Origin of the sequence: Clostridium tepidiprofundi DSM 19306, assembly GCF_001594005.1 — a bacterium.
Taxonomy (GTDB): Bacteria; Bacillota; Clostridia; order Clostridiales; family Clostridiaceae; genus Clostridium_AC; species Clostridium_AC tepidiprofundi.
Genome location: NZ_LTBA01000020.1, coordinates 17,498 through 43,108 on the forward strand (window position 1 = coordinate 17,498; position 25,611 = coordinate 43,108).

General features: G+C 30.1%; 12 protein-coding genes. 4 read left to right on the top strand and 8 right to left on the bottom strand.

Annotated features, from left to right (window positions below; genetic code table 11):
• The first annotated feature begins 658 nt into the window (after positions 1 to 658).
• The 3 genes from CLTEP_RS08735 to CLTEP_RS08745 all read left to right on the top strand — a co-directional run bounded on the left by CLTEP_RS08735 (position 659) and on the right by CLTEP_RS08745 (position 3,481).
• Positions 659 to 1,606, top strand: coding sequence for a transporter substrate-binding domain-containing protein (locus tag CLTEP_RS08735; RefSeq protein WP_153016306.1), 948 nt, complete (start codon positions 659 to 661; stop codon positions 1,604 to 1,606).
• A gap of 401 nt (positions 1,607 to 2,007) precedes the next feature.
• Positions 2,008 to 2,688, top strand: coding sequence for an amino acid ABC transporter permease (locus tag CLTEP_RS08740; protein ID WP_153016307.1), 681 nt, complete (start codon positions 2,008 to 2,010; stop codon positions 2,686 to 2,688).
• Positions 2,681 to 3,481 (top strand): amino acid ABC transporter ATP-binding protein, encoded by an 801-nt coding sequence (locus CLTEP_RS08745; protein WP_066825570.1) that lies wholly within the window; start codon positions 2,681 to 2,683, stop codon positions 3,479 to 3,481. The genes CLTEP_RS08740 and CLTEP_RS08745 overlap by 8 nt, the downstream gene beginning before the upstream one ends.
• A gap of 66 nt (positions 3,482 to 3,547) precedes the next feature.
• Here CLTEP_RS08745 and CLTEP_RS08750 read toward each other — a convergent pair whose 3' ends face one another.
• The 6 genes from CLTEP_RS08750 to CLTEP_RS08775 all read right to left on the bottom strand — a co-directional run bounded on the left by CLTEP_RS08750 (position 3,548) and on the right by CLTEP_RS08775 (position 17,769).
• A complete protein-coding gene (locus CLTEP_RS08750; RefSeq protein WP_066825575.1) occupies positions 3,548 to 4,699 on the bottom strand; it encodes an MFS transporter in 1,152 nt (383 codons plus the stop codon).
• A gap of 285 nt (positions 4,700 to 4,984) precedes the next feature.
• Positions 4,985 to 5,329, bottom strand: a complete 345-nt coding sequence (locus CLTEP_RS08755; RefSeq protein WP_201786605.1) for an ArsR/SmtB family transcription factor — start codon at positions 5,327 to 5,329, stop codon at positions 4,985 to 4,987.
• Between the two features lie 482 nt (positions 5,330 to 5,811).
• Entirely contained in the window at positions 5,812 to 6,723 is a 912-nt protein-coding gene (locus CLTEP_RS08760) for an MBL fold metallo-hydrolase (protein ID WP_066825578.1), read from the bottom strand.
• Positions 6,724 to 6,913: 190 nt separating this feature from the next.
• On the bottom strand, positions 6,914 to 8,416 hold the full coding sequence (locus CLTEP_RS08765) for a protease complex subunit PrcB family protein (RefSeq protein WP_153016308.1): 1,503 nt from the start codon (positions 8,414 to 8,416) through the stop codon (positions 6,914 to 6,916).
• Between the two features lie 398 nt (positions 8,417 to 8,814).
• Entirely contained in the window at positions 8,815 to 13,341 is a 4,527-nt protein-coding gene (locus tag CLTEP_RS08770; protein WP_066825583.1) for a S8 family serine peptidase, read from the bottom strand.
• A 405-nt stretch (positions 13,342 to 13,746) separates the two neighbouring features.
• A complete protein-coding gene (locus CLTEP_RS08775; protein WP_066825586.1) occupies positions 13,747 to 17,769 on the bottom strand; it encodes an immunoglobulin-like domain-containing protein in 4,023 nt (1,340 codons plus the stop codon).
• Between the two features lie 1,323 nt (positions 17,770 to 19,092).
• On the opposite strand from CLTEP_RS08775, the gene CLTEP_RS08780 reads away from it, so the two are divergent.
• Complete coding sequence (locus CLTEP_RS08780; protein WP_066825589.1) at positions 19,093 to 22,935, top strand: chitobiase/beta-hexosaminidase C-terminal domain-containing protein; 3,843 nt, start codon at positions 19,093 to 19,095, stop codon at positions 22,933 to 22,935.
• A 135-nt stretch (positions 22,936 to 23,070) separates the two neighbouring features.
• Here the strand turns inward: CLTEP_RS08780 and ptsP are convergent, their stop codons facing one another.
• Entirely contained in the window at positions 23,071 to 24,732 is a 1,662-nt protein-coding gene (gene ptsP / locus CLTEP_RS08785; RefSeq protein ID WP_066825611.1) for a phosphoenolpyruvate--protein phosphotransferase, read from the bottom strand.
• Positions 24,733 to 25,252: 520 nt separating this feature from the next.
• Positions 25,253 to 25,495, bottom strand: a complete 243-nt coding sequence (locus tag CLTEP_RS08790) for an HPr family phosphocarrier protein (RefSeq protein ID WP_066825591.1) — start codon at positions 25,493 to 25,495, stop codon at positions 25,253 to 25,255.
• Positions 25,496 to 25,611: the final 116 nt, after the last annotated feature.

Consider the following 25,611-nt stretch of genomic DNA (forward strand, 5'->3'; position numbering starts at 1 on the left):
TTTTTAAATAATACTATTTATGTATAACTATTTATGTATAACTATTTATGTATAACTATTTATGCATATCGCATGAATAAATATTCATTATTATTCATATTTTTTTATAGTATTTATATGTATTTTTCACACTCGCACTGCTATTTTTCTAGCTTTTATTAATATTATAACAATTTCAAAGCATAATTGTCAAAAATATTTATTGCATATTTATAAATTATTATGTATAATTATGCAATAACGAATTCGTTTTACTATTGCACAGCTCCGGGACTTCATGTAGATATTTTATTTCACCAAAAACAAAAGTCTCAGTAAACTACTGAGTCTCGATTAAAAACGCTGAATCTTACACTGAGTCTTACTTTGTAAAATTAATAAGTAAAATCGTCTTACAAAAACAAGGTATAGAGGGCTAAAGTGGAAACTCTACTTCAGCTTAAACAAACGCTTCAAACTTCTACTTATAATCTTCTATTTATAGAAGTAGGCGACTTGCTAAATTGATCAAAACAAAGTGAATTCGTTTTGCTAAAGCAAAACATCGGGACTTTAGGTGGAGACTCTACTCCACCTAAAGCAAAAGATTCAATCAATCTCCCACTTATAGAAGTGGGAATCTTGTAAAATGAATAAAAATTGAGGAGGATTGCTTACCATGAAAACTACACACAAATTAAAAAAGTTTTTTTTAACTTTAACAATTTTAATTATTTCAATTGCATCAATTACATTACTTCCACTAGGACTAACTGGTTGTGGACAAACTAGCAAAATTGATAAAACAAATAATACTAAAAGCAATAGTAGCACCACTGAAAATACTAGTAGTACCAATCCTAACAAAACTAATACTGCTACTTCAAGCATCAATTCTTCTGAAATCAGTAATAAAGTGGAACAAATTAAAAAGTCAGGAGTATTGGTTTTAGGAACATCTGCTGATTATCCACCTTATGAATTTCACAAGATAATTAATGGCAAAGATGAAATTATAGGCTTTGATGTGGATATCGCTAGAGAAATCGCTTCTGATTTAGGTGTTAAGCTAAAAATAAAGGATATGAAATTTGAAGGATTACTACCGTCTCTTCAAACAGGCAAAATCGACATTATAATCGCCGGAATGACACCAAGTCAAGAAAGAAAAAAAGCTGTCGATTTTTCACGTAATTATTATCAAGCAGAACAAAAATTTCTTGTAAGAAAATCAGATAGCAACAAATTTAAATCAATAGATGATTTGAAGAGTTTAAATATTGGAGTACAAAAATCGACCATTCAAGAAAAAATAGCTAAAACAAAGATTCAATGTGCTAATGTAGTATCATTAGGTAAAATAACTGATTTGGTACTCCAACTAAAGAGTAAAAAAATTGATGGAATTATTCTTGAAGGCCCTGTAGCTACAGCATATGCAAATTCATCAGATGATTTAGAAGTTGCCAATATAAATCTTGGAAAAGAAGACGGTGTTGCAATAGCCATTAAAAAGGGACAGGCAAAATTATTAGATTCTATTAATAACACTTTAGAGCGATTGATTAAAAATAATAAAATTAGCAATTTTATAGTAAATTCGACAAAATTAGCCGAAGATAATTGATAACCTTAGATGAGTAAAAATCATTATAGTGAACTCGTTTTGCTAAAGCAAAACATCGTAACTTCAGGTGGAGATCCTACTCCAGCTAAAGCAAAAACTTCAATCTCCCATTTATAGAAGTGGGAGTCTTATAGAATAGATAAAAATCCAAATTACGAATTGAAGATGTATTAGATGATACTTGATATACTTGCAAAGTTCTTAAAATCGTACACTTCTCTAGACAAAAATATGAATTTTATAATTTGATAAGTATAATAATCACAGCAAAATACTATTTTATAATTGTATTTAATTTAATTAGAATTTGCTCATTCGTAATAGACACAATTAACTTATTCAATAGAAACAATTAACTTATTCAAAATGACTTAATGAATTATAACTTAGGAGGAATCAAATTGAGTTTAAACTTTTTAATTAAATATTCCCATTTTTTTATAAGTGGAACAAAAATAACGCTTATAATATCATTATTTACAATTATTATAGGTGTAACTTTAGGTATAGTTTTTGCAATCATGAGGATATCCAAAAATGTTATTCTACATTCGCTAGCTACTGCTTATATAGAATTCATTCGTGGTACACCACTTTTAGTACAATTATATATAATTTATTATGGACTTCCTCTTTTAGGAATCCAACTTCCTAGCGTCTCAATTATAAGCGATAATTTTTCTGATATTCTGGCAGCAATAATAGCCCTTTCAATCAACAGCTCAGCATATTCAGCAGAGATTTTCAGAGCAGGAATACAAGCTGTTGACAAAGGACAAATGGAAGCAGCAAGATCTTTGGGAATGTCTTATAAAACAGCCATGTTTCATATAATATTACCACAAGCATTGAAAAATGTTCTTCCTGCTATAGGTAATGAATTTGTTTCAATTATAAAAGAATCAGCAATAGTATCTGTCATCGGTATACATGAGCTAATGTTTAATGCTGATACTGTAAGAGGAATCACATTCAAACCATTTTCTCCACTGATAATTTCAGCAATAATATATTTCTTAATAACTTTTACATTATCAAAATTCATTAAAATCGGTGAAAGAAGGTTGAATTTAAATGATTAAAGTTCGCAATTTAAATAAAAAATTTGGTAAACTTCATGTATTGAAAAATATAAATGTAGATATTAAAAAAGGTGATATAGTTGCAATTATTGGACCAAGTGGTTCAGGTAAAAGTACTTTTCTAAGGTGCTTGAATTTATTAGAACATCCAACTTCAGGTGATATTACCTTTGAAGGTATTTCTATAACCAGCAATCATAATAATGTAAAAACCAGTACTCTTGGTAAGATTAAGACTCATACGGTTTGGACAAACTCCAAAAACAATAGCGATACTCATAACATAAGTGTAGACAAGCTAAGACAAAAAATGGGCATGGTTTTTCAAAATTTCAATCTTTTCCCTAATTTAAATGTACTTAATAACATAACAATTGCTCCTACAAAAGTTAAAAAAATCGACAAAACTTCTGCAGAAAAAACTGCATTAGAATTACTTAATATTGTTGGTTTGAAGGATAAAGCAACAGCCTACCCCTCACAACTTTCTGGTGGTCAAAAACAAAGAGTCGCTATTGCTAGAGCTCTTGCTATGAAACCAGATGTAATGCTTTTCGATGAACCAACCTCAGCATTAGATCCAGAAATGGTTGGCGAAGTATTAGATGTTATGAGAACATTAGCAAACAATGGAATGACAATGATAATAGTAACACATGAGATGGGATTTGCCAAAGAAGTTTCAAATAGAATAATATTTATGGATAACGGAAAAATTTTAGAAGATGGAACTCCAAATGAAATTTTTAACAATCCTAAACATGAAAGAACAAAATCTTTTTGTCTCCTCTGAGGTAGCTCCAAAATTTGGATGCACCTCAGAGGCAGACCCAAATTTTGGGTCTGCCTCTGAGGAATCTTATATTTCAAATCTAGCCACAAAAATTGCTGCCAATAAGCCAACGCCCAATAGCACAAATGATGCATTGTAAAATATTCTTGAAACACCATAATTTTTCATTACAATTCCATTTATAGAAGTTCCAACCGCTCCACCAACAAACATATTAAATGAAGCTAACGACATTGCAGTTCCCTTCATTTTAGGAAGTTTCTCCTGTGCTGTTGCGATAAGTGTAGACTGTAGGAAAATAAATGCAATACCGAAACCCAAAAATCCAAATACTAAAATCCAAATGTTTTCGTACGTTGAAAGTATGAAAAGCGATATTGAACCAATAACACCCGCTGAAACTAAAAATCCATGTTTAAGAATCATTTTAGCTTTTGGTGCAATCCTTCCTCCAATAACTGTTCCTATACCAAATATTGAAAGTATCAATCCAACTACAAGTATATTGTAACCTGTGATTTCTTGAAGCAATTTCCCTGAATAAGTAAAGCTTCCGAATACACTAAATCCTACAAAGAAAATTGTCATTACCAGTCGCATAAATCTGTAATTTGCAAATGCTCCTTTGTATGCAGAAATAAAACTCAATCTTTCAACAACTGGCTTATCTCTTTCTAATATTTTAAGCATTACTATTGCAAGCACAAGTTCTCCAATTCCATATACCAAATAAACCAAACGCCATGAACCTGCATATGCCAACGCTCCTCCTATTGCAGTAGCTGTAGCCCCTCCTAAAAACATCAATCCCATTACTTTTCCAAGAGCCTTTTGTCTATTTTCATTATCAAAACTTTGTCCTACTAATGCCATTGTAACGGGAAATATACCAGCACCAAACGCACCATTCATTGCCCTAAAAAATATCAAAGATGGTAAATTAAATGCAAATGCACCTAATGTACTGAATATTGCTGTTCCCATGGCTGCTATATTGATAATTTTAACTTTACCAAATCTATCTGACAAAGGCCCAAATAGCAATGTAAAAACTCCAAAAGATAACATATATGCAGTTACTGATAGCGCTGCTGTGCTAACTGTAATGTTTAAGTCCTTTGAAATATTAATTAATAATGGTGCTGCTGCATAATTATCTCCATTAGCTAAGAATGCCATCAATCCTAGCACCAATAACATTTTTCTTTTATCTTTCATTTATTATTCCTGATTTCTGGATTAATTGAATGTACTTTGATTTAAAAATTTCTTTCCAAATTCAATTTTAAAACTACACTTAATTCAATTTTAAAACTATACTCAATTCAATTCTAAAACTATACTTAATTCAATTTTAAAACTATACTTAATTCAATTTTAAAACTATACTTATCAAAAATTTGCAAGTACATCATTAACCGTAAAATCAGGATTTTCACCTGCCTTTCTTTATCAATTTTACAAAACTCGCGCTTCTATAATAATCTATAACTTTACATTACTTCACTTTACTTTACACTGGTTTAGATACATATCCTTATCACTTAATCGTCTACTATCAATAGCCAGCTGAGTATATTCATCTACTTGATTTTTAATGTCATCTATAAGCTTTTTAATCACTTTATCTTCTACATTTAATTTATAAAAAACAAATTGTTCTTTTTTTTCAGTACTTACAAATCCCATATCCCTAAGTTTTGCTAGATGTTTTGATACCTTTGGTTGTGATAGTCCTAAAACACCACATATCTCGCAAACACAAAGTTCATGCTGTGCAAGTAATACTACTATTCTAAGTCTTGTCTCATCTGATAATAGTTTAAAAAAATCTATAAGTTTTTTCACAATTTCTCTCTCCTTTCTTTTATACACATAGTCAGCATAAGTCAACTCGTTTTGCTAAAGCAAAACATCGGGACTCCATGTGGAAACTCTACTACACCTGAATCAAAACGCTTCAATCTCCCACTTATAAAAGTGGGAGTCTTATAGAATCTATATTTAACTTATTCTTTCCTTCAAGTGCCTATGTAGACCGTAGCAATAATGTAGCAATAATATAAGCATGTAGCAATATGATTACATACACAATTATATATTACATATTATATATAAGTACGCACACGTATATAACCATGTATTTATATATACCAATATGCGTATACAAGTATTATATTCTTTTAATTTAAATTTGTCAACAAATATTATTCCCCCGAGGTAGACCCAAATTTTGGGTCTACCTCGGGGGAACAGCAAATTTCTGGATATCGTATTTAACTATAGCTAAACTGCTAACTTCAGCTATACACCCAAAGTTTGGAAGTACCTCAGAGGCACAAGTAAAGCTTTTCGTCTTTTAGTAAATGCTTTATCAATCCCTCATTATAAAGATAGCTTATAAAAGATGCTAAAGTTGAAAAATTAAAATAGTATTGCTTAAAATTAAACGATAGTCCATTTGTATACATTATTTTCGCAAGAAGCTCTTCCCTAGTCATAGGCTCATGTAAAAATTCTAGTATCTGTTCTATATAATTGTTGATATTTTTAATATTTTCATCAGCCAATTCAAGTATTTCTTCTCTATTCAATACATCTTTTGAATGACTTATAACAAAATAATCAGCATCAATATTCTTTATGTATTCTAGTGATTCTATGCTCTTTTTTACATCATAGAGATATGGAAACGAATATTTCTTCAATACTTCGCTGCCAAATATACTATCACCTAAAAAACATACATTATCAGGTGTAATTATACCTATTTGATCCTCTGAATGTCCCTCTAAAGAAATTATATTAAATTCATGCTCATAGAATTTATGTATACCATTGTTTTCGCGAAATTTATGTATACCAGGTTCCAAAATCATATCTACTTTATGATATTTATTATCTTCAAATTTACTTATGGGACTTCCACAACAAATCACTGCTGTACCAATATAAGGATATTTTAAGTGTGTCGACGTTTTTTCGGAAACGCATACCAAAGCTTTCTCATAATTATCACAAAAATATTGATTGCCACCACTATGATCAATATGATGATGAGTATTTATGATATATTTCGGTTCAATATTTTCTTTTTTAAGTACTCTGTCTATTCTCTTACCATAATTCTTACTTAAACCTGTATCTATAAGAATACACTTTTTATTGTCGAACACATATACACCAATGTTTGTTGATGCCTTTATAATATGCGTTCTTCCTTTTATATTTTCCAATTCCATAACAAAGTTTCACCTCCAAATGTTTCCTCAGAGGCACAGCAAATTTTTGGATATTGCATCAAAACGCAGATATATCGCTGACTTCAGATATATATCCAAAGTTTGGGAGTGCCTCTGAGGCGCAACCAGAATTTGTCTGCATCATTATAACACATAATTTCCTTTTTTTGCACCCCTGGGGTGCAATTTTTTACATTATTTCTCCATCACTTTTTGCCATTTTGTATTCGTAGCCTTGAGTATTCTTGATTGTAAAGCTTGTTATTTCTGTGTTAAATTTGACTATAACATATGGATATGTTATAACTGTAAGATATTTTTCTCCTGCTTTAGGTGTTTTTTCCTTAACTAAAATGTTAATTTTTCCATCTTCTTTCTTAATTGATGCTATACCTATGCCATATCCACTATTAGGTTGAGCTCCTGAGAATATGATTATATAACTATTTCCATCTTTTTTATAATGGTAATATCCCTCATTCTGCTTGTACATATTTATGATGTTTTTGATTGTACTAGATAATTGATTGTTATATAAAATTTCATATTGCATATTTATTTTCTCCTTCTCTTCTTTATTATTAGTCTCCTTATTGTTGGCATTTTCGTTGTTAGTCTCTTTATTATCTTTATTTGCTTGTCCATTTTCTTGCTCTTTGCCTAAATTTTTTGTCGTATCTTCACTTGCTTGTCCAGCTTGGGATGAATCTTGGTCTGAATCTTTGCCTGAATTTTTGTCTCCATCTTTATTCGCTTGTACATCTTGGTATCTGTCTGAATCTTTGTCAATGTTTCCATCTTTGCTAGAATCTTTTACCTTATATCTTCTTGCTTGTCCAGTTCGATCTGAATCTTTGCTAGAATCTTTTTTCTCATATTCACTTGTTTTTCCATCTTTGCTAGAATCTTTGCACGTATCTTTCTGATTATCTTTATTTTTTTCAACGCACTCCTTGGAATTTCTGTCAATATCTTCGCTAACTTCATTATTAGTATTAATATTATTTTTATCCATAGTACCAGTCTTTTCTTTGTTTCCTGTATTATTTTTATTACTACTTTCTGTGTTGTTATTTATATTTTTGTTTTTGTAATCTTTACTATTTTTATTATCTTCCTTGTCTATATTTTTCTCATCTGTATTTTTGCTTGCATCAACTTTATCATCTCTGTTATATCTCTCACTAAATTCATTATTTTGTTTATCTTTGTCATAATTGCTATATTTATCATCTTCAATATCTTGCTTATTTTCATCGCCATTATTTGTTTCATTTATTTCAGAATCTTTATTATCTTTGTTATCTCTTTCACTAGATTTAACACCTTGCTTATCTTTATCATTATCACAATTACTTGATTTACTTATTTCAACGTCCTGTTTATTCTTATCCTCTTTATTTGATTTACTCACTTTATTTGATTTAGCGGTCTTACCATCTTTACTATCATTATTATTTATATTTATGTTTTTACCATTGCTTGTTTTATTATTTTTATTATTTTTATTATTTTTATTATTTTTATTATTTTTATTATTTTTATTATTTTTATTATTTTTCATATTTGTACTAGCACTTATTGTATTGCTTTTATTTACATCATTCGAACTTTTGTTTTTTTTGCAACCTACCATTACCATGCATAATAGTAAAGCTAAAATATATATCGTTACTTTTCTTTTTCCCTTCATCATTGTCACCTACCTTTATATCTATATCTTTTTTCTTTTCTCCTCCTCTGAGGTGAAACCAAAATTTGGGATAGCCTCAGAGGTAGAACCAGAAATTGGTTCTACCTCTGAGGCAAATCCAATTTTTTTAAAACAGCTCTCCTCATATAGGAAAGCTGTTTTTATTGTGTAATATAAAATCATTCAACATTCAAACATTCAACATCCAAACATTCAAACATTCAACATCCAAACATTCAAACATTCAACATCCAAACATCAAGTATTCAAACATTCAACATCCAAACATTCAAACATTCAACATCCAAACATCAAGTATTCAAACATTCAACATCCAAACATCAAATATTCAATCATTCAACATCCAAGCATTCAAACGTTCAAATATTCTATTTCTACTATTTTATATCATATTCTATTACATCTGAAAGTGGATTCATTGAATCAAATGAATTCCATACAAATGCTTTTAATTTATACTTACCTTCTTCTGGAATATTAAGTATTCCCATCATAACAACTTCATCATTACTTGCTAATTTTTGACTACTTGCTACTACATTAACCATAGCACCATTTTCATCAAACAAGCCCAATATCAATGATGCATTTGAAGCTTTATCCGTAATATTTGTAGCTTTAATTTGAATTTTAACTTGGTCACCATTATGGAATGTCTTGTCACCAGTTAAATTTTCAATAGCTATAGGATTAGTTTTTTCTCCTCTATAAACCTTTATTGTTCTAACTGTAGTATTTGAAGCAAAATCTACAGCTTTAAGTTTTATTATTGTTACTGGAGAATTTAATTTTATTTCCCTAGAAAATTCTCTTTCTGTATCGTCTCCTCTAGGTGTATCGTATTCAACATTCAATACTTGACTGCCATTTATAAAGAATTTATATCCCTGCATGTTATCTTTAACTTTACCTGTAACTGTGTAAGAATTTGCATTCTTATCAACAATTACTTCATATACCTCTCTATTTGGATCATCAATAGATTGTTTTGGATTAGTTAAAGTAATCACAGGTGCATCAGTATCACAGTATACATTATATGCATAATTATATTCTTTTCCAGATTTGCTCTTAACATAAATATATACTTTATTTAATTCACCAGCTTTGAGTGTAATATCATGTTTAAATGCAAGTGGATTGATATTTCCTGAAATTTCTTCTTTTACGCCTAACTTCACAGTCTTGCCATTGATTTCAAATTTTTCGGGAATTGATGTAACGCTACCTTCTAATGTAAAAGTAGTTTTATTTACAACACTACCCTGTCCTAAGTTATCAAATTTTATGCTTAAATCCTTTCCATTTATGGAAAATATAATTGAATCACTATCAAGAACTTTCGTTTCATCCTTATTTGCAGCTTCAACTTTTACAACATGTTTTCCTGGTTCAAGCCCTTTAATAACATACTCTAATTTTTTATCATTCTTTATTACTTGTCTGTTATCTTCATCATCATCATCAATCTTTATTACAAAATGATCAAGCTCACTCATTAACTTATCAGAAGCTTTATATTCTAATTTTACATCTCCTTCATCAACCAAGCTATATGATTCTGGTGAAGTAATTTCTATTTGAGAATCTTTAGCAGTATTGATTACTATGCTGTATCCCATTCCCATATTTCCTGCATAATCTATAGCTACTGGAGCAACTATATTAGCATGATATGGAAGTTTAATACTCATTTCATATTTTCCTGTTTCTTTATTATAGTAGTCACTCGCATTAAATATCTTATGTCCATCATTTTCATATAATTCAGATTTATTACTAGCAAAATCCTTTATCAATATTGCAAATGTATGAATATCAGTCATATTATCTGAAGCCTTAAACGAAACTTTATAATCTTCTGTTGGGCTTTCATCAAAGAACTCATCAGTATTAACTACTGGCTTAGTCTTATCAACTTTTACAGGCATACTCAATTCTTGATATCTTGCACCCTCAAAATCAATTTTACTCTTTAATGATACATAGTATTGTCCTTCTGGTACTGATTTTACTCCACCTGTTGATGGATCATATTCTTTACCATCCCATGCCCAATCTTCACTAGTTGTATACCAATGATTTGGTTGCTCAGCTAAAACTTCTTTTCTAAGATTAGTGCTTTCAGCAACAGTTTTAATCAACTCACCATTTGAATCCTTAATATTAACTTCGAAATCTTTGGCGTTTCTCAATAGAGTAACTATTGGCAATACATTGGTATTAGCATCTTCATCATCAGGATTTATTGCAAAATCTTTTGGCTCAACTATTGGATTACCATATTTGTCATACCCAACAACTCCTAAGTAATATATATTACCTTTTGAGTTTATTGTAAATAAAGAACCTTCTCCAAGTTTTGTTTTTCCATCATACATTGGAGCATCAAGTATAGGAAGCTCGTCCCAATCTCCATAGAATCCCATATAAGGTATTCCTATATCAGGCACATCAGAATCCTGTGGAATTAATCTAATAAATCCTTCTGCAAAGTTATCTACTGGAGTATCATCACTCATATTTATTGTAGCATTGATTGTTATAGATGACCCAGTTGTAACTGTTATTGTATCTTTGTCAAATGTTATTGAAGCTCCTTTTAGTGGAACATCATATGACATTGTATAACCAGTATCTTTTGATGGAAGGAAATTTCCCTGTTCAGTCATAACACCACTTAAATCTTCAACTTTGTAAGTTATAGTCTTATCACCATAATTATGAACTACAAGTGGAATTTCAGTAGTTTCACCCATTTCCTTTAGCGCTGCTACTGCTTCACCATTGTAAGTAATAGTAACATTATCTTTAATTGCTGCTTCAGTATCAACTAATCCAGCTCCCTGTCTTCTTGGAGAATATGGAGTTCCATGATGATACTTGTCCATTTTAACTTCAGCCGTATTTATAGCCAATGCTTTAACAAATTCAGCTTTTTCATCTGGATTTTCAAAGCTTAGCTTTCCTTCTTTAATCATATCATTTATATGTTGCATTATAAGTGCTGTACATCCTGCTACATATGGTGAAGCCATAGATGTACCTGACATAGATTCATACTTATTATTTGGAATTGTAGACCATACATCTCCACCAACACCTGTTATTTGAGGTTTAAAATCCAAGTTTGGTGTAGGTCCCCATGATGTAAAGTCTGACATATCTCCTTTATCAGGGTTAATTATTGATGTTATTTTACCATTAAACTTGATTCTAACATTTTTACCAATTAATGAATTTATTTTAGCACCATCTGTCTCTCCTATAAACAATGCTGGAATTCCTAATCCATCTTGTTCCACCATGTGTACAAGAGCATTTCCTTTATTGTTATAAACTATCACGCCTATAGCTCCAGCTGCTTTTGCATTGCTTTGTTTTACTGTAAAAGCATACTTTCCTCTTTTAATAAGTGCAATTTTACCATGAAGGTCTTTACCTGCAAATTCAGCAGGAGTTCCACCTAAACCACAGTACACAACTTCATAACCATTAGGATCATTCAAAGCTTCAACTGGATCTATAGAGCATTGAGCATATGCAACTGGCTCCTTACTAGAACCTCCATCCCAAGTATAATCTAAACCTGGAGAAGTTATTCTATTATTTTCAAATGAAGCTACCTGCATTGATTCATGTGCAAGTCCTGGTGAACCAACTAATCCAGTATCTTTAACATTTGGAAATTTGTATGGTGCTGTTGAATACTGAGAATTTCCTGCAGATATAACAACTACTACACCATTTTCAGTTGCTTCTCTTACTGCTGTCTGCTCTCCATCAGTCATATCTTGGAAAGCTGCAGTCGAACCTAAACTCATATTTATAACATCTGCACCATGTAAAACTGAATCTTCAATAGCTGCTATAATATCATCTGAATAAGCACTATTTTTGCCCGGTTTATTCGAGAAAACTTTCATTGCAAGCAATTGACATTCAGGTGCAACCCCTTTAATACCTTCATTCTTATTAATCTCATCTTGCTCTTGACAGTTAGCACCAACAATACCTGCTACATGCATTCCATGTGGACTTGTACCTGGAGCTGGTATTACATCTTGGTTGTCATCTGCAAAGTTATGCCCATAAGGAACTTTTTCTGTGAAATATATTCCAGGTCCTTTTGGATTTTCGTTTGTCAATTTTATTGCAGATGGAGTTGTTGAAGAAGAAATAACCATATCTTTATGCTTATAATCAATGCCTGTATCGATTATAGATACAACCATTCCTTCTCCTTTGTAACCATAATCTTTCCAAATATTAGCTATATTTGTCTTCATATCTTTCGCATAATTCATGTCAGGATAATATTCATTAGCAACCTGTACACTTTTAACACCCGGCATTTCAGCAATTTTATTCAAATCCTTATATTTCGCTTCTACACTAAATCCATTTAATAATACTGAATATCTGTTTTCAAGTTTAATATTAGGATCATGCTTTAACACTTCATTAATTGTACTATTCTGTGTTTTTAAAATATTCTGTGATATTTTTGAATTATTAGCAACTGCTTTTAAAGATCTTCCGTGACAATAATCCTTAACTGATTTACCATTAAGCTCAACTATTAATCTTACCTTGTCTTCTGGATTATGCTGTTTTTTACCTTTGTTAGGTACATTGTCATTAAAATATTTTAATCTACTATTCTTACTATTGTATTTTCTTTCACTATTTAAGTGCTTTAAATCCCTAAGTTGTTTACGTGCCTCTTCATAAATCTTATCTTTAACTTCCTTTGATATAGTTAATTCTTCCCCTTTGTATAAATTTTTATGCATATCTTTATTGTTATCAGCAAATACCTTCATAGAAGGAGTAAAAACTAATCCGAATATCATTACAAAAGTCATAATAATGCTCATTAACTTCTTATGCTTATACCTCACTATACTACCCCCCTGTTTAAATAATACATAAATAAATTCAAAATTTAATCTTATTATAATGCATATAAGTGCATTATGGTTTATTTACCATTTAATAACATTTATATATAATTTTTTCTCATTTGTTATTCATAACTACATATATACTTATCTTTAGTTTGTATATATAAATTTTCCCTCCTCCCTCTCATAATTTAAATCCTCACAGAAATTTTTATTTTCAATTCCTGTAAGTACACTTTCCATTATAATAAATTCTCATGTGTAAAATGATATCGAGCTTAATACTAAATCAGTACAAAATCTTTTTTTTAATAATTTTACACAAAGAATTCATAAGCTTATCTTTACTCATGAAAACATTCTGAGCAACAAACATATCTAATCATACCAATCAAATAAGTTTCAGTTAGATACCCCAATCTGAATTGTTCTTTTAATTATACCCTCATTTTTTATTGCATTTATATATACTGTGTACTTACCTTTTTTACGAAGAACCGTAGTAAAATCGCATCTATTACCTATTATTCCTCCATCATTTTTGTCTTTTTGTCCAACAAAAACTATAGCTCCTTTTTCATTTTCTATTTTTAATGTAACTGAATTTTTTATATTAGGGCTTTCAATTGATATAGTCACCTTTTGTCCTTGAATGTCAATATTTACTGGTTTTTCTTCATCTGTACCATTAATATCAAATGTCCTTACAATAATCTTCTCATTCTTTATAGCATTTATATATGCTGTATATCTACCATTTTCAAGCTCTGTTGTAAATTCACATTTATTATTTATTATCTCTCCTCTAGCCTTATCCTTTTGATCAACATAAACCTTATCGCCTTTTTCATTCTCGATTTTTAATGTAACTGAATCTTTAATATTAGGACTTTCAATTGATATAGTAACTCTATGACCTTGTACTTTAACGTTTACTGAACGCTTAGTCACAGATGAATCATTTACTATAACTGTTCTAGTTACCTCATCTGCCTTATTTCCTGCTGCATCACTTACATTATAATGTATTGTAAATGCTCCAGTTTTACTTGTATCTACATTTGCAACTTCATTGCCAGATACGTCTGTAACAGTAACTTTGATATTATCACTTATATCTCCATCAATATTATCTACTGCTGTGGCACCTGAATCTTCAAAAGTTTGTCCTACCGTTAATTCTACTATCTTTTCACCTCTTAATACGATAACTGGCTTTTCTGTATCAGGTACTTCTCTTTCTCTAACAACAACCATTCTAGTTACTTCATTCGCCTTATTCCCTGCCGTATCGCTTACATTATAGTGTATTATAAATGTTCCCGGTTTACTTGTATCCACATTTGCAACTTTATTACCAGATACATCTGTAACAGTAACTTTGACATTAGCACTTATGTCTCCATCAATATTGTCTACTGCTGTTACTCCCGGTTCTTCAAAAGTTTGTCCTACTGTTAATTTTATTGTTTTTGCACCTATTAATGTAATAACTGGTTTTTTTGTGTCTAATATTACTTTCTTCTTTACTATAACTGTTCTAGTTACCTCATCTGCCTTATTTCCTGCTGCATCACTTACATTATAGTGTATTATAAATGTAAATGGTTTTCTCGTATCCACCTTGGTAAATTCATTGCCAGCTCTATCTGTAACAGTTACATTAACTCTTTTACTTATATCCCTATCAATATTGTCTACTGCTATTACTCCTGGATCTTCAAAATAGTTTCCTGCAATAACTTCAATTACTTTGGAGCCTTTTAATGTAATAACTGGCTTTTCTGTATCTAATACTACTTCCTCTTTTACTATAACTGTTCTAGTTACTTCATCTGCCTTATTCCCTGCTGCATCGCTTACATTGTAGTGTATTATAAATGTTCCCGGTTTACTTGTATCCACATTTGCAACTTTATTACCAGATACGTCTGTAACAGTAGCTTTAACATTAGCACTTATATCTCCATCAATATTGTCTACTGCTATTACTCCTGGATCTTCAAAATAGTTTCCTGCAATAACTTCAATTACTTTGGAGCCTTTTAATGTAATAACTGGCTTTTCTGTATCTAATACTACTTCCTCTTTTACTACAACTGTTCTAGTTACTTCATCTGCCTTATTCCCTGCTGCATCGCTTACATTGTAGTGTATTATAAATGTTCCCGGTTTACTTGTATCCACATTTGCAACTTTATTACCAGATACATCTGTAATAGTAGCTTTAACATTAGCACTTATGTCTCCATCAATATTGTCTACTGCTGTTACTCCTGGATCTTCAAAATAGTTTCCTGCAATAACTTCAATTACTTTGGAGCCTTTTAATGTAATAACTGGCTCTTCTGTATCTAATACTACTTCCTCTTTTACTACAACTGTTCTAGTTACTTCATCTGCCTTATTCCCTGCTGCATCGCTTACATTGTAGTGTATTATAAATGTTCCCGGTTTACTTGTATCCACATTTGCAACTTTATTACCAGATACATCTGTAATAGTAGCTTTAACATTAGCACTTATGTCTCCATCAATATTGTCTACTGCTGTTACTCCTGGATCTCTGAAAATTTGTCCTACTGTTAACTCTAAACTTTTTTCACCTTTTAATGTAATAACTGGTTTTTCTGTATCTAATAAACCCTTTACTGGTCCAACAAAATCACTTAGAACTGCAACACCCTTATTTTTTCCAGTTTTAGCTACAGGAGTTACCTCAAATGATATATATTTCCCTTCATCCTCTGAAGTCAATTTATATGTTTTCGATATTGCACCATCAATTTTGACTTTATTCGTTCCACTATTATCATCTGCTCTATACCATTTAAAAATTGAATCTCCTTCTTTGTCTCCATTCCTATCATAATAAACATAATTCCCTGTTAATATCTGTCCAACAATAAAGTTACCTAATATAGTTACATCATTTGCTGTAGGAGGTTTTTGTGCTACATGGCCATCTCCTGCATGACTACTACTTGAATGACTAGTTTTACTTGAAGTTTTGCTTGAATCTTCATCTATATTCGTATTTGCTGATGTAATTCCATTATTACTCTCCACAATACCTCTACCAATATTCTTAACATTCTTAGTAGTCTCCTTTACTACTGCTCCACTCCCAACATCAATATTCACATCAAGTTTTGAACAAATTTTACCAATATATGAATTTGCTTTTATCTTTATTTTAGCATTATTTTCAATTGTAATTTTATCAAAATTACCATCGAAAAATACAAATGCATGCTTATCGAAAGTACTTACAATCACATTTGGTATACTTGTATATTTAGATACTCTAAGCGTTACACCGCTTTCTAATATAACAGATTTATCAAAGCATCCTCGCAATTCTACTGCTTGTCCATATACTGATTTCATACCATCCTCAATATTTATTATTACATTTCCAAAGGAACCAGAAATAACATCTAAAATTGCCGCTGAAGAAACCCTAGTTCTGCCAATCAATGATCTTCCTCTTAATTCAACTCTTAAATTTCTATCACTAAGTACATTTAGTTCTGACGATTTTACATTATACAAATGTATACTGCTTGTACCACCTGAAAGAACATCTATACATCTTGAATTTGTATTCAACAAATTTGTTGTTCCTTCTTTTCCTGGATTTATCACAATTTTATTAGACACATTGGTATTCAATACTCTCACAGAATCAGCATTAATATAAACACTTCCATATATGTCTGCATCTCTTAATTCATATCCTGATGCTAATATATCAATATCTGACTTTAATTCTTTATCTGAATCTAAAAATGCTTTCATGTCATTTATAACAACTACATTCTTATCGTAATCTAAATTCATAGAATTTTTATTTATATCCAAAACATTCTTTGAAACAAATATATTAGACATAAATTTTTTATCTTCTATATCTTTATTCAAAGTTATTATGACTGTTTTCCCATCTTCCATCAATTTTATGGTATCCTTATCAGATAAAATGTCACTATTAATCTTATAATTTAACTTATCTAGTGCAGTAGTAACATCTACTTTTTTGTTGAATTGTACCATAATTTGATTTGAAGCTATATAGCAAGCTCTTGTTACAGTTAATAATATTTTTTTCCCATCTCTTTCAGCATAATCACTAAGTTCTCCCAAATTATTCATATAAGTTACAGCTCGTATTTTGTTTTTTGAAATCTCTTTACCTGATGAATTATCATACCATTTGCCATCATATCCCTTAACATAAATTTCATATGAATCATTCGCAATTTTTTGAATATTTGGCGAATCTTCTTTGTTATTAATGTACTCCAAATCGTATGCCTTATCCCGTAGCACTACCGTTCCTTTCGGAATATCTGCAAATACTGGTAAGCTTACGGTCAATAATAGCAAAAGAAAAATACTGGTAATTTTTTTTAGCACTTCCATTATTATACCTCCTTTTTTTTGTTTTTCGCCTATATTATACCACAGATAAATATATAATTCATCCTTTATTGGTAAATTTATTGCATATTGATTATTTTTAATATAAAATAGTTTTACTGGCTATTTTAGCAACCGATAACTTGAATTATTTGTAAATATATTATTCTTATAACTTTATAGAACTTTATTATCAACAATTGCTATACTTAGTTGCTAGTAAACTTATTTTTCAAAACAAAATACCAGAAGTTCAAGTGAAAAAGCTACCATATTTTCACTTTCTTATTCTTACTTGGTTACGACAAAATCAGTACTTCAAGTAAAAAATCTACTCCACTTGAAACAAAAACTCTAATCTTTTGGTTATAAGAATAATAATCTTGTAAAGTTGACAAATTTGCAAATATTATGATTAAAAATACTAAAATAGTCAAAAATTTAGATATTATCAGATATTACTTTAAATGAACAAAAATCATTACAATAAGTTGCTTTAATTTGTAATATGCGATATAAATATTTATATTTAACATCAGTATTTATATTTAACATCAGTATTTATATTTAACATTAGTATTTATATTTAACATTAGTATTTATATTTAACATTAGTATTTATATTTAACATTAGTATTTATATTTAACATTAGTATTTATATTTAACATCAGTATTTATATTTAACATCAGTATTTATATTTAATATCATGGTTATCCCACAGAAAGTATTTTAAAAAGAAACTCATCACTATATATGCATAAGAATCAATTTCATAAATACTATATGTTGTATATTTGAAATTTATCCATAGCTTATTGTGGTTTAATCATATATTTTGTGTTAATATTCACTATGAAAATTTCTACACACTGCATTTTTTCGTTGTAATATATTATAAAAATCTAAATTACGAATCGAATACAATAAGTTACAAATAACTTGATAACTCAATTTGTAATACTGAATTTTACTGTTTTACTGTACTAAATGATGCTTTAAAATCACACTAAAATGGTATTTTTCATTTAACTGATTGAATTTTGTTCATTTATAGTATCTTAATAGTCAAAAACAAGGAGGTGACAGCTAACCACACTATCATGCGAGAATTAAATCTTAAAACAACAACATGTTTTTTCTAAAGTTTCTAGACTTAGAAAAAAACTCTATTTCAACTTTGATAAGTATACTTGCAAAGTTCTTAAAATCGTATAATTTTCTAGACAAAATTTTCTAGACAAAAATATGAATTTTATAACTTGATAAGTATAACATTTAAAAAATTAAAAATTTATTATTATTATTACGCAAGGGGGTGAGCTAGTTGTACTTATCAAATACAACTAGAAAAAATTCATTTATTAAAAAAACATTCAAAAATCTAAGCATTATTTTATGTTTCTCAATCATATTTAATTATTTTATAGGATTGACTTCTATTCAAGCTACCGAAACTGTTTCAAAAGATTTGATTATATCAGAGTATGTTGAAGGCTCTGGAAATGATTACAAAGCAATAGAACTTTATAATAACAGCGGACACGATGTAGATTTATCCAATTATTCACTAATTAATTGTTTTAATGGCAACCAATTAAATGAAGGTTCTGTCTTAAAATTAAATGGAAATTTAAAATATAAAGATACTTTAGTAATTGTTGTTAATAAAAATTTAAAATCCAAACTAGAAAATTTAGGAGTAAATAATGTAATAATAGGATATAACGCTATAAATTTCAATGGAGATGATGCACTAGTATTAAAAAAAGGTAATACAATAATAGATTCAATTGGTAAAGTAGGTGAAAGAAAAGTTTGGTCAAGTGGATCAATATCCACAAAAGATCATACACTAATTAGAAAAAGTTCTGTTCTCTACGGTGATACCATTATCAATGATAATTTTGATCCATCAATCGAATGGATATCTTTCCCTAAAAATGATATTACTCATTTAGGTTATCATGAAATAGATTCATCATCAGAAAATATCCAAAACTCAGCTATTGTTAACGCAACACCTGCTCCCGGCGAAGTAGAAAAAGGAACCAAAATCACTTTAAGCACAAGTACAACAGGGTCATCAATTTATTTCACACTTAATGGAGAAGATCCAATAAGTAATGGTTTACTGTACACAAACCCAATAGAAATCAATGAAGATAAAACAATTACTGCTGTTGCTAAAAAAGATGAAAAATACGGCAAAAAATCTTCGTTCAAATATACTATTAAAAAACCATTAAAACTAATTTCTATAAAAAGTGCAAGACAAAAAAACAAAGGTGAAAAAGTACTTATAGAAGGTGTAATCACTGGCAAAATAGGAAACAACGCATATATTCAAGATAACACTGCTGGTATATATTTATATGCTGGTAGTAATATTCAAAAAGATTTCGTAGTAGGAAATAAAGTAAGTATAGTAGGAGAAATTGATGACTGGAATAATTTAAAGCAATTAAAAAACATAGAGTGTATTAAACTTATTTCAACTGGTAACACTCTTATTCCTAAGAAAATCAATGCTTCAGATATAGGCGAAGATTTGGAAAGTCAACTAGTAAAGATATCAAACATTGAATTAACAGAAGTTCCTGCAGATTCATACAAAGGATACACAATTAAAGCCAAGCAAGGTGAAACTCAATTACAACTAAGAGTAGATTCACATATTGCTGAAGATATTGACAGTAATAATTATAAAAATGGCTTTATAGTTGACATAATAGGAATTATCGGACAATACAAATCTAATTATCAAATAATGCTCAGAAACAAACATGATATAATAACAAATTCATCTAGAGTTAAACCCGTTGAAAGTTCAGTTAGACCTGGAATAATCAAAAAGGGTACTAAAATAACTTTATATACAGAAACTATTGGCGCAAAAATATATTACACATTAGATGGAAGCAAACCAACATGTAAGAGTATTTTATATAATGGTCAAGCTATAATTTTAAACAAGAATAGCACAATAAAAGCCATTGCAATAAAAGAAAATATGTTAGATAGCTTAGTTAAGACATTTAACTTCATAGTAAGAGAACCCGGTGAAGCAACTAGAATCCGATATATTCAAGGTCAATCTCATATATCTCCCCTTATTAACACTACTGTTGATGAGGTTATGGGTATAGTTACTGCAGTTGAGGGTACAAAGGCTTTCTATATGCAAGATCCTAACCCTGATAATGATATTAAAACTTCTGAAGGTATATATGTATATAAATATAAAAGCGGTGTAAAAGTTGGTGATTTAGTAAAAGTTACAGGTACTGTTAAAGAAATCGTAAATGGATTTGAAGGTGGTCTAACAACAACAGAAATAGCTGCAACTAATGTTTCCATTGAATCTCATAACAATCCTCTTCCTAAGCCAGTAATAGTAGGAATTGGTGGTAGGATACCTCCTACTCAAATTATCGATAATGACAGTTTTAATAAATTTGATCCAGATGAAGATGCAATCGACTTTTATGAAAGTTTAGAAGGAATGCTAGTTGAAATAAATAACCCATTGATAGTCGGTATATCTGAAAAATACGGTGAAATTACAGTTGTTGGAGATGATGGTCAAAATTCTGTTAATAAAAAAAGTATACACAATGGTCTAGTTATATCAAAAGATAACTTTAATCCTGAAAGAATTACTATTGATGATGTACTCGTGCCTTTATCTAATCGCTCTAAAAAATTTATCAATCCAAACTTTAAGGTTAAAGTAGGAGATAAATTTGCAAATTCAGTTATAGGTGTAATGAGCTACGGCTATGGAAAATACACTCTATTAAATACTGAAGCATTACCAAAAATCATTGATGGAGGAGCCAAACGAGAAATCACAAAAATAGTGCCAAATGAAGACAAGCTGACTATAGCTAGTTATAACATTGAAAATTTTTCATCAAAAACTGATCCAAAAAGAATAACTGGAATAGCTAAATCAATAATAAATAATCTAAAAGCTCCAGATATCGTATCACTAATAGAAATTCAAGATAATGATGGTAGCAAAAATACTTCGATAGTAGATGCAAGTCAAACTTATAAAAAATTAATTGATACTATAATCGATAATGGTGGTCCTAAATATAAATTTACTGACATTAATCCAGTAGATGATAAGGATGGTGGAATTCCAGGTGGAAATATCCGTGTCGGCTTTATATACAGGAGTGATAGAGTTTCTCTTGTAAATGATGGCAAAAAAGGAGATCCAACTGAATCCGTGAAAATTGTAGGCAAAAATGCTACTGCCCATTTATCAGTAAATCCTGGAAGAATCGCTCCAACAAATGAAGCCTTTGAACACAGCAGAAAAAGTTTAGTTGCTGAATTCAACTTCAAAGGACAAAAAGTATTTATAATAGGAAATCATTTATGTTCGAAACGAGGAGATGATGGGCTATTTGGTTCACATCAACCACCTAAAAGAAATAGCGAAATACAAAGGCATAAACAAGCTACTGTTATAAACAATTTTGTTGATCAAATTTTTAAAGCAAACCCAAATGCAAATGTAGTTGTTTTAGGTGATTTGAATGATTTTAATTTCTCTGAAACCGTATCAATACTTAAAGGCAAAGGAAATAACAATGTGCTTACTAATATGATTGATAAACTACCTAAAAACGAAAGATTTTCTTATGTACATGAAGGTAACTCACAAGTACTAGACAATATATTAGTTAGCAATCACTTAGTTGATAGCACTACTATTGATATAGTTAACATAAATTCCGAATTCATAGATGCCTGTGGAAGAGTAAGCGATCATGATCCCGTATTAATTCAAATGAAACTCCAAAATCAAAATAGTGATACAAATGTGAATAACGATATAATTTTGGACATACTTACCCCACAAGAAAATCTAGATAATATTAAAGTTGGTGGAGACGCTAAAATCACAATTAGAGCAAAAAATATTTCTCAATCTACCAAAGATATAACACTAATTATAGCATTATATGACAAAAATAATTCTATGTTAAACTACTCAGCAACAAAAATTTCGCTAAAAGCTGGTGAAAGTTCAGACATGACATCATCAATGAAAGTAATAGCAGGTGGTTCAAAAATAAAATGTATGATCTGGGACTCACTAGAAAAAATGTCGCCTCTGAGGCACAACAAAATTTTGTATATCGCTCCTTAGCCGCCATATATAGCCGGTTCAGAGGCACAACCAAAAAAATGGCTGCGCCTCTGAGGTCGTTCCAGAAAATGGTTACACCTCAGAGGCGTAACCAAAAAAAGGAACTATAGGTTAATCCTAACCTATAGTTCCTTTTTAAGCATTTCGCAACTTTTCGCAACTTATTTTTTCTGATTCCTCTAAAGATAATGAACGAATTAATCTTCTCGCTGGCAAAATCGATATAGGACTCATGCTGAACTCATCCAATCCCATGCCAAGCAATATTGGAATCAATGTCTTATCCCCAGCCATTTCACCGCACATTCCAACCCAAATTCCTTCTTGATGTGCATTATCTATTACCATCTTTATTAATCTTAAAACACCTAAATTAAATGGACTGTATAAATGGCTTATCTTTTCATTAGTTCTATCCACAGCAGTTGTATACTGTATTAAATCATTGGTTCCTATGCTAAAGAAATCCACATGTTTAGCTAATATATCACTTATAATAGCTGCTGAAGGAACCTCTATCATCATACCAATCTCAATATCTTTAGAAATTTCATATCCTTCATTTATTAATTCCTCTTTAACTTGACTCAATATTTCCTTTGCTTCTAAAAGTTCCTCTAAACTAGAAATCATAGGGAACATTATCCTAAGTTTTCCATAAATACTTGCTCTCAATAACGCCCTCAACTGTGTACAAAATATATCTCTTCTATCTAAACAAAGCCTTATAGCTCTATATCCTAAAAATGGATTCATTTCATAATCAAACTTTAAATAGTCTAAATTCTTATCTCCACCAATATCTAATGTACGAATTACAACTGGCTTATTCTTCATAGCTTCAAGAACAGTTTTATATGCATTGTACTGTTCTTCTTCTGTTGGTAATTCATGTCGATTCATGTATAAAAATTCTGTTCTAAAAAGTCCAACACCTTCAGCATCATTATCTATTAATGCTTCAACATCACTAGGTGTTCCTATATTACCTACTAATTCGACAACTTTCCCATCTGTAGTTATACTTTCTTTTCCAACTAATTCTTTTAATTCCTTTTTATTTTCTTCATAAATTCTTTTTTTATCTTCATAATACTTCTTTTGTTCATCATTTGGATTAATTATAACTTCTCCAGTTTCTCCATCAAACGCTACAATGTCTCCACTCTTAACATTCTCTGTTATGTTATTTAGTCCTACTACTGCTGGTATCCCTAGTGTTCGAGCCATGATAGCTGTATGCGATGTTCTTCCACCAATATTAGTTAAAAATCCTTTAACCCTTTTTTTGTCCATTGACGCAGTATCAGATGGAGTCAAATCTTCAGCTACCAATATTATTTCTTCTGATAAGCTTGTTATATCAGATTGCTCCTTGCCAAGCAAATATTTTAGTACTCTTTTGGATATATCTTTTATATCAGCTGCTCTTTCCCTCAAGTATTCATCATCTATTGCTTCAAAAACTTGAATAGTTTGATTTACGACTTCATTAAATGCATATTCAGCATTTATTCCAGTTTCTATTTTCTTTAAGGTTGAATCTATTAATTCTGGATCTTGTAAAATCATTAAATGAGCCTGAAATATTTCAGCATTATCCTCACCTAATTCTTCTGTAACTTGAACTTTAATTTTCTCTAAATCTTCTTTGGACCTTAAAACAGCCTTATTAAATCTTTCCTTTTCTAATTCAATATCTTCTATTTCTTCTTTTTCTACATTTAATTCCTCTTCTTGAAGAACTAAAACCTTACCTAAAGCTATTCCAGGACACACTCCGATTCCCTTAACCATCATTTCAATTCCTTCCTTAATTATTTTATCGAATTTATAAGAATTTTATAATACTCCCACTTCTACACGTGGTATATGGGAGATTTAAACTTTTTGCTTTAAACGAAATACTCTTTAAGCTAAAATGTTGCTTCGCCAGCTGGGTCTAAGTGGCGAAAAAATCTAGACAAAGCATAATTTCTGTCTAAGTATAATTTCTGCCTAAAGCACAAAGCATAATTTCTGTCTAAGTATAATTTCTGCTTAAAGCATAATTTCTGTCTAAGCATAATTTCTGTCTAAAATGTTGTTTTGCCGGGCTGAGTTTAGGTAGCGAAACAATTTAGAGGAAATACAATAACGTTTGTCTAGTAAATCCTTCTCCATATACTTTAGTGGCGAAACAATTTAGAGGAAATACAATTCCCACCTGATAATTTCCACCTAAAATCCCAACACCTGAAATCCCAACACCTAAAGTCCCAATGTTTTCATTTTACACTTTTTTATTTTAGCAAAACAAATTTAATCTAAAACAAATTTAATCTAAATTATTAAGTAGCTCTAATAATGCATTCATAGCTTCCTCTTCATCTACACCAGAAGTCTTTACTATTACTTCATCACCTTTAGAAATTCCGCTACTCATCAATCCCATTATTGATTTAGCATTTATTCCATTAATAGTAATATCGCACTTGAATCCTGAAGCTAACTTAACTATATTTCCTGCTGGTCTTGCATGAATTCCATTTTCAGCCTTAATTATTATTTTCTTTTCCATATTATGTCTGTCTCCCTTCTGTAATTCACCCCAGGGGTGTAAATTTTACCAATTAGAAAGGAGATATAATCTTAGTATCTCCTTTCTAATATTTTAATATTTTTTAATATTTCTCT

What these genes read in the sequence shown, in the direction of transcription:
- CLTEP_RS08735 (WP_153016306.1), top strand. Translation starts at nt 659, where the DNA reads ATGAAAACTACACACAAATTAAAAAAGTTTTTTTTAACTTTAACAATT.
- CLTEP_RS08775 (WP_066825586.1), bottom strand. Translation starts at nt 17,769, where the DNA reads ATGGAAGTGCTAAAAAAAATTACCAGTATTTTTCTTTTGCTATTATTG.
- ptsP (WP_066825611.1), bottom strand. Translation starts at nt 24,732, where the DNA reads ATGGTTAAGGGAATCGGAGTGTGTCCTGGAATAGCTTTAGGTAAGGTT.
- CLTEP_RS08745 (WP_066825570.1), top strand. Translation starts at nt 2,681, where the DNA reads ATGATTAAAGTTCGCAATTTAAATAAAAAATTTGGTAAACTTCATGTA.
- CLTEP_RS08760 (WP_066825578.1), bottom strand. Translation starts at nt 6,723, where the DNA reads ATGGAATTGGAAAATATAAAAGGAAGAACGCATATTATAAAGGCATCA.
- CLTEP_RS08790 (WP_066825591.1), bottom strand. Translation starts at nt 25,495, where the DNA reads ATGGAAAAGAAAATAATAATTAAGGCTGAAAATGGAATTCATGCAAGA.
- CLTEP_RS08765 (WP_153016308.1), bottom strand. Translation starts at nt 8,416, where the DNA reads ATGAAGGGAAAAAGAAAAGTAACGATATATATTTTAGCTTTACTATTA.
- CLTEP_RS08750 (WP_066825575.1), bottom strand. Translation starts at nt 4,699, where the DNA reads ATGAAAGATAAAAGAAAAATGTTATTGGTGCTAGGATTGATGGCATTC.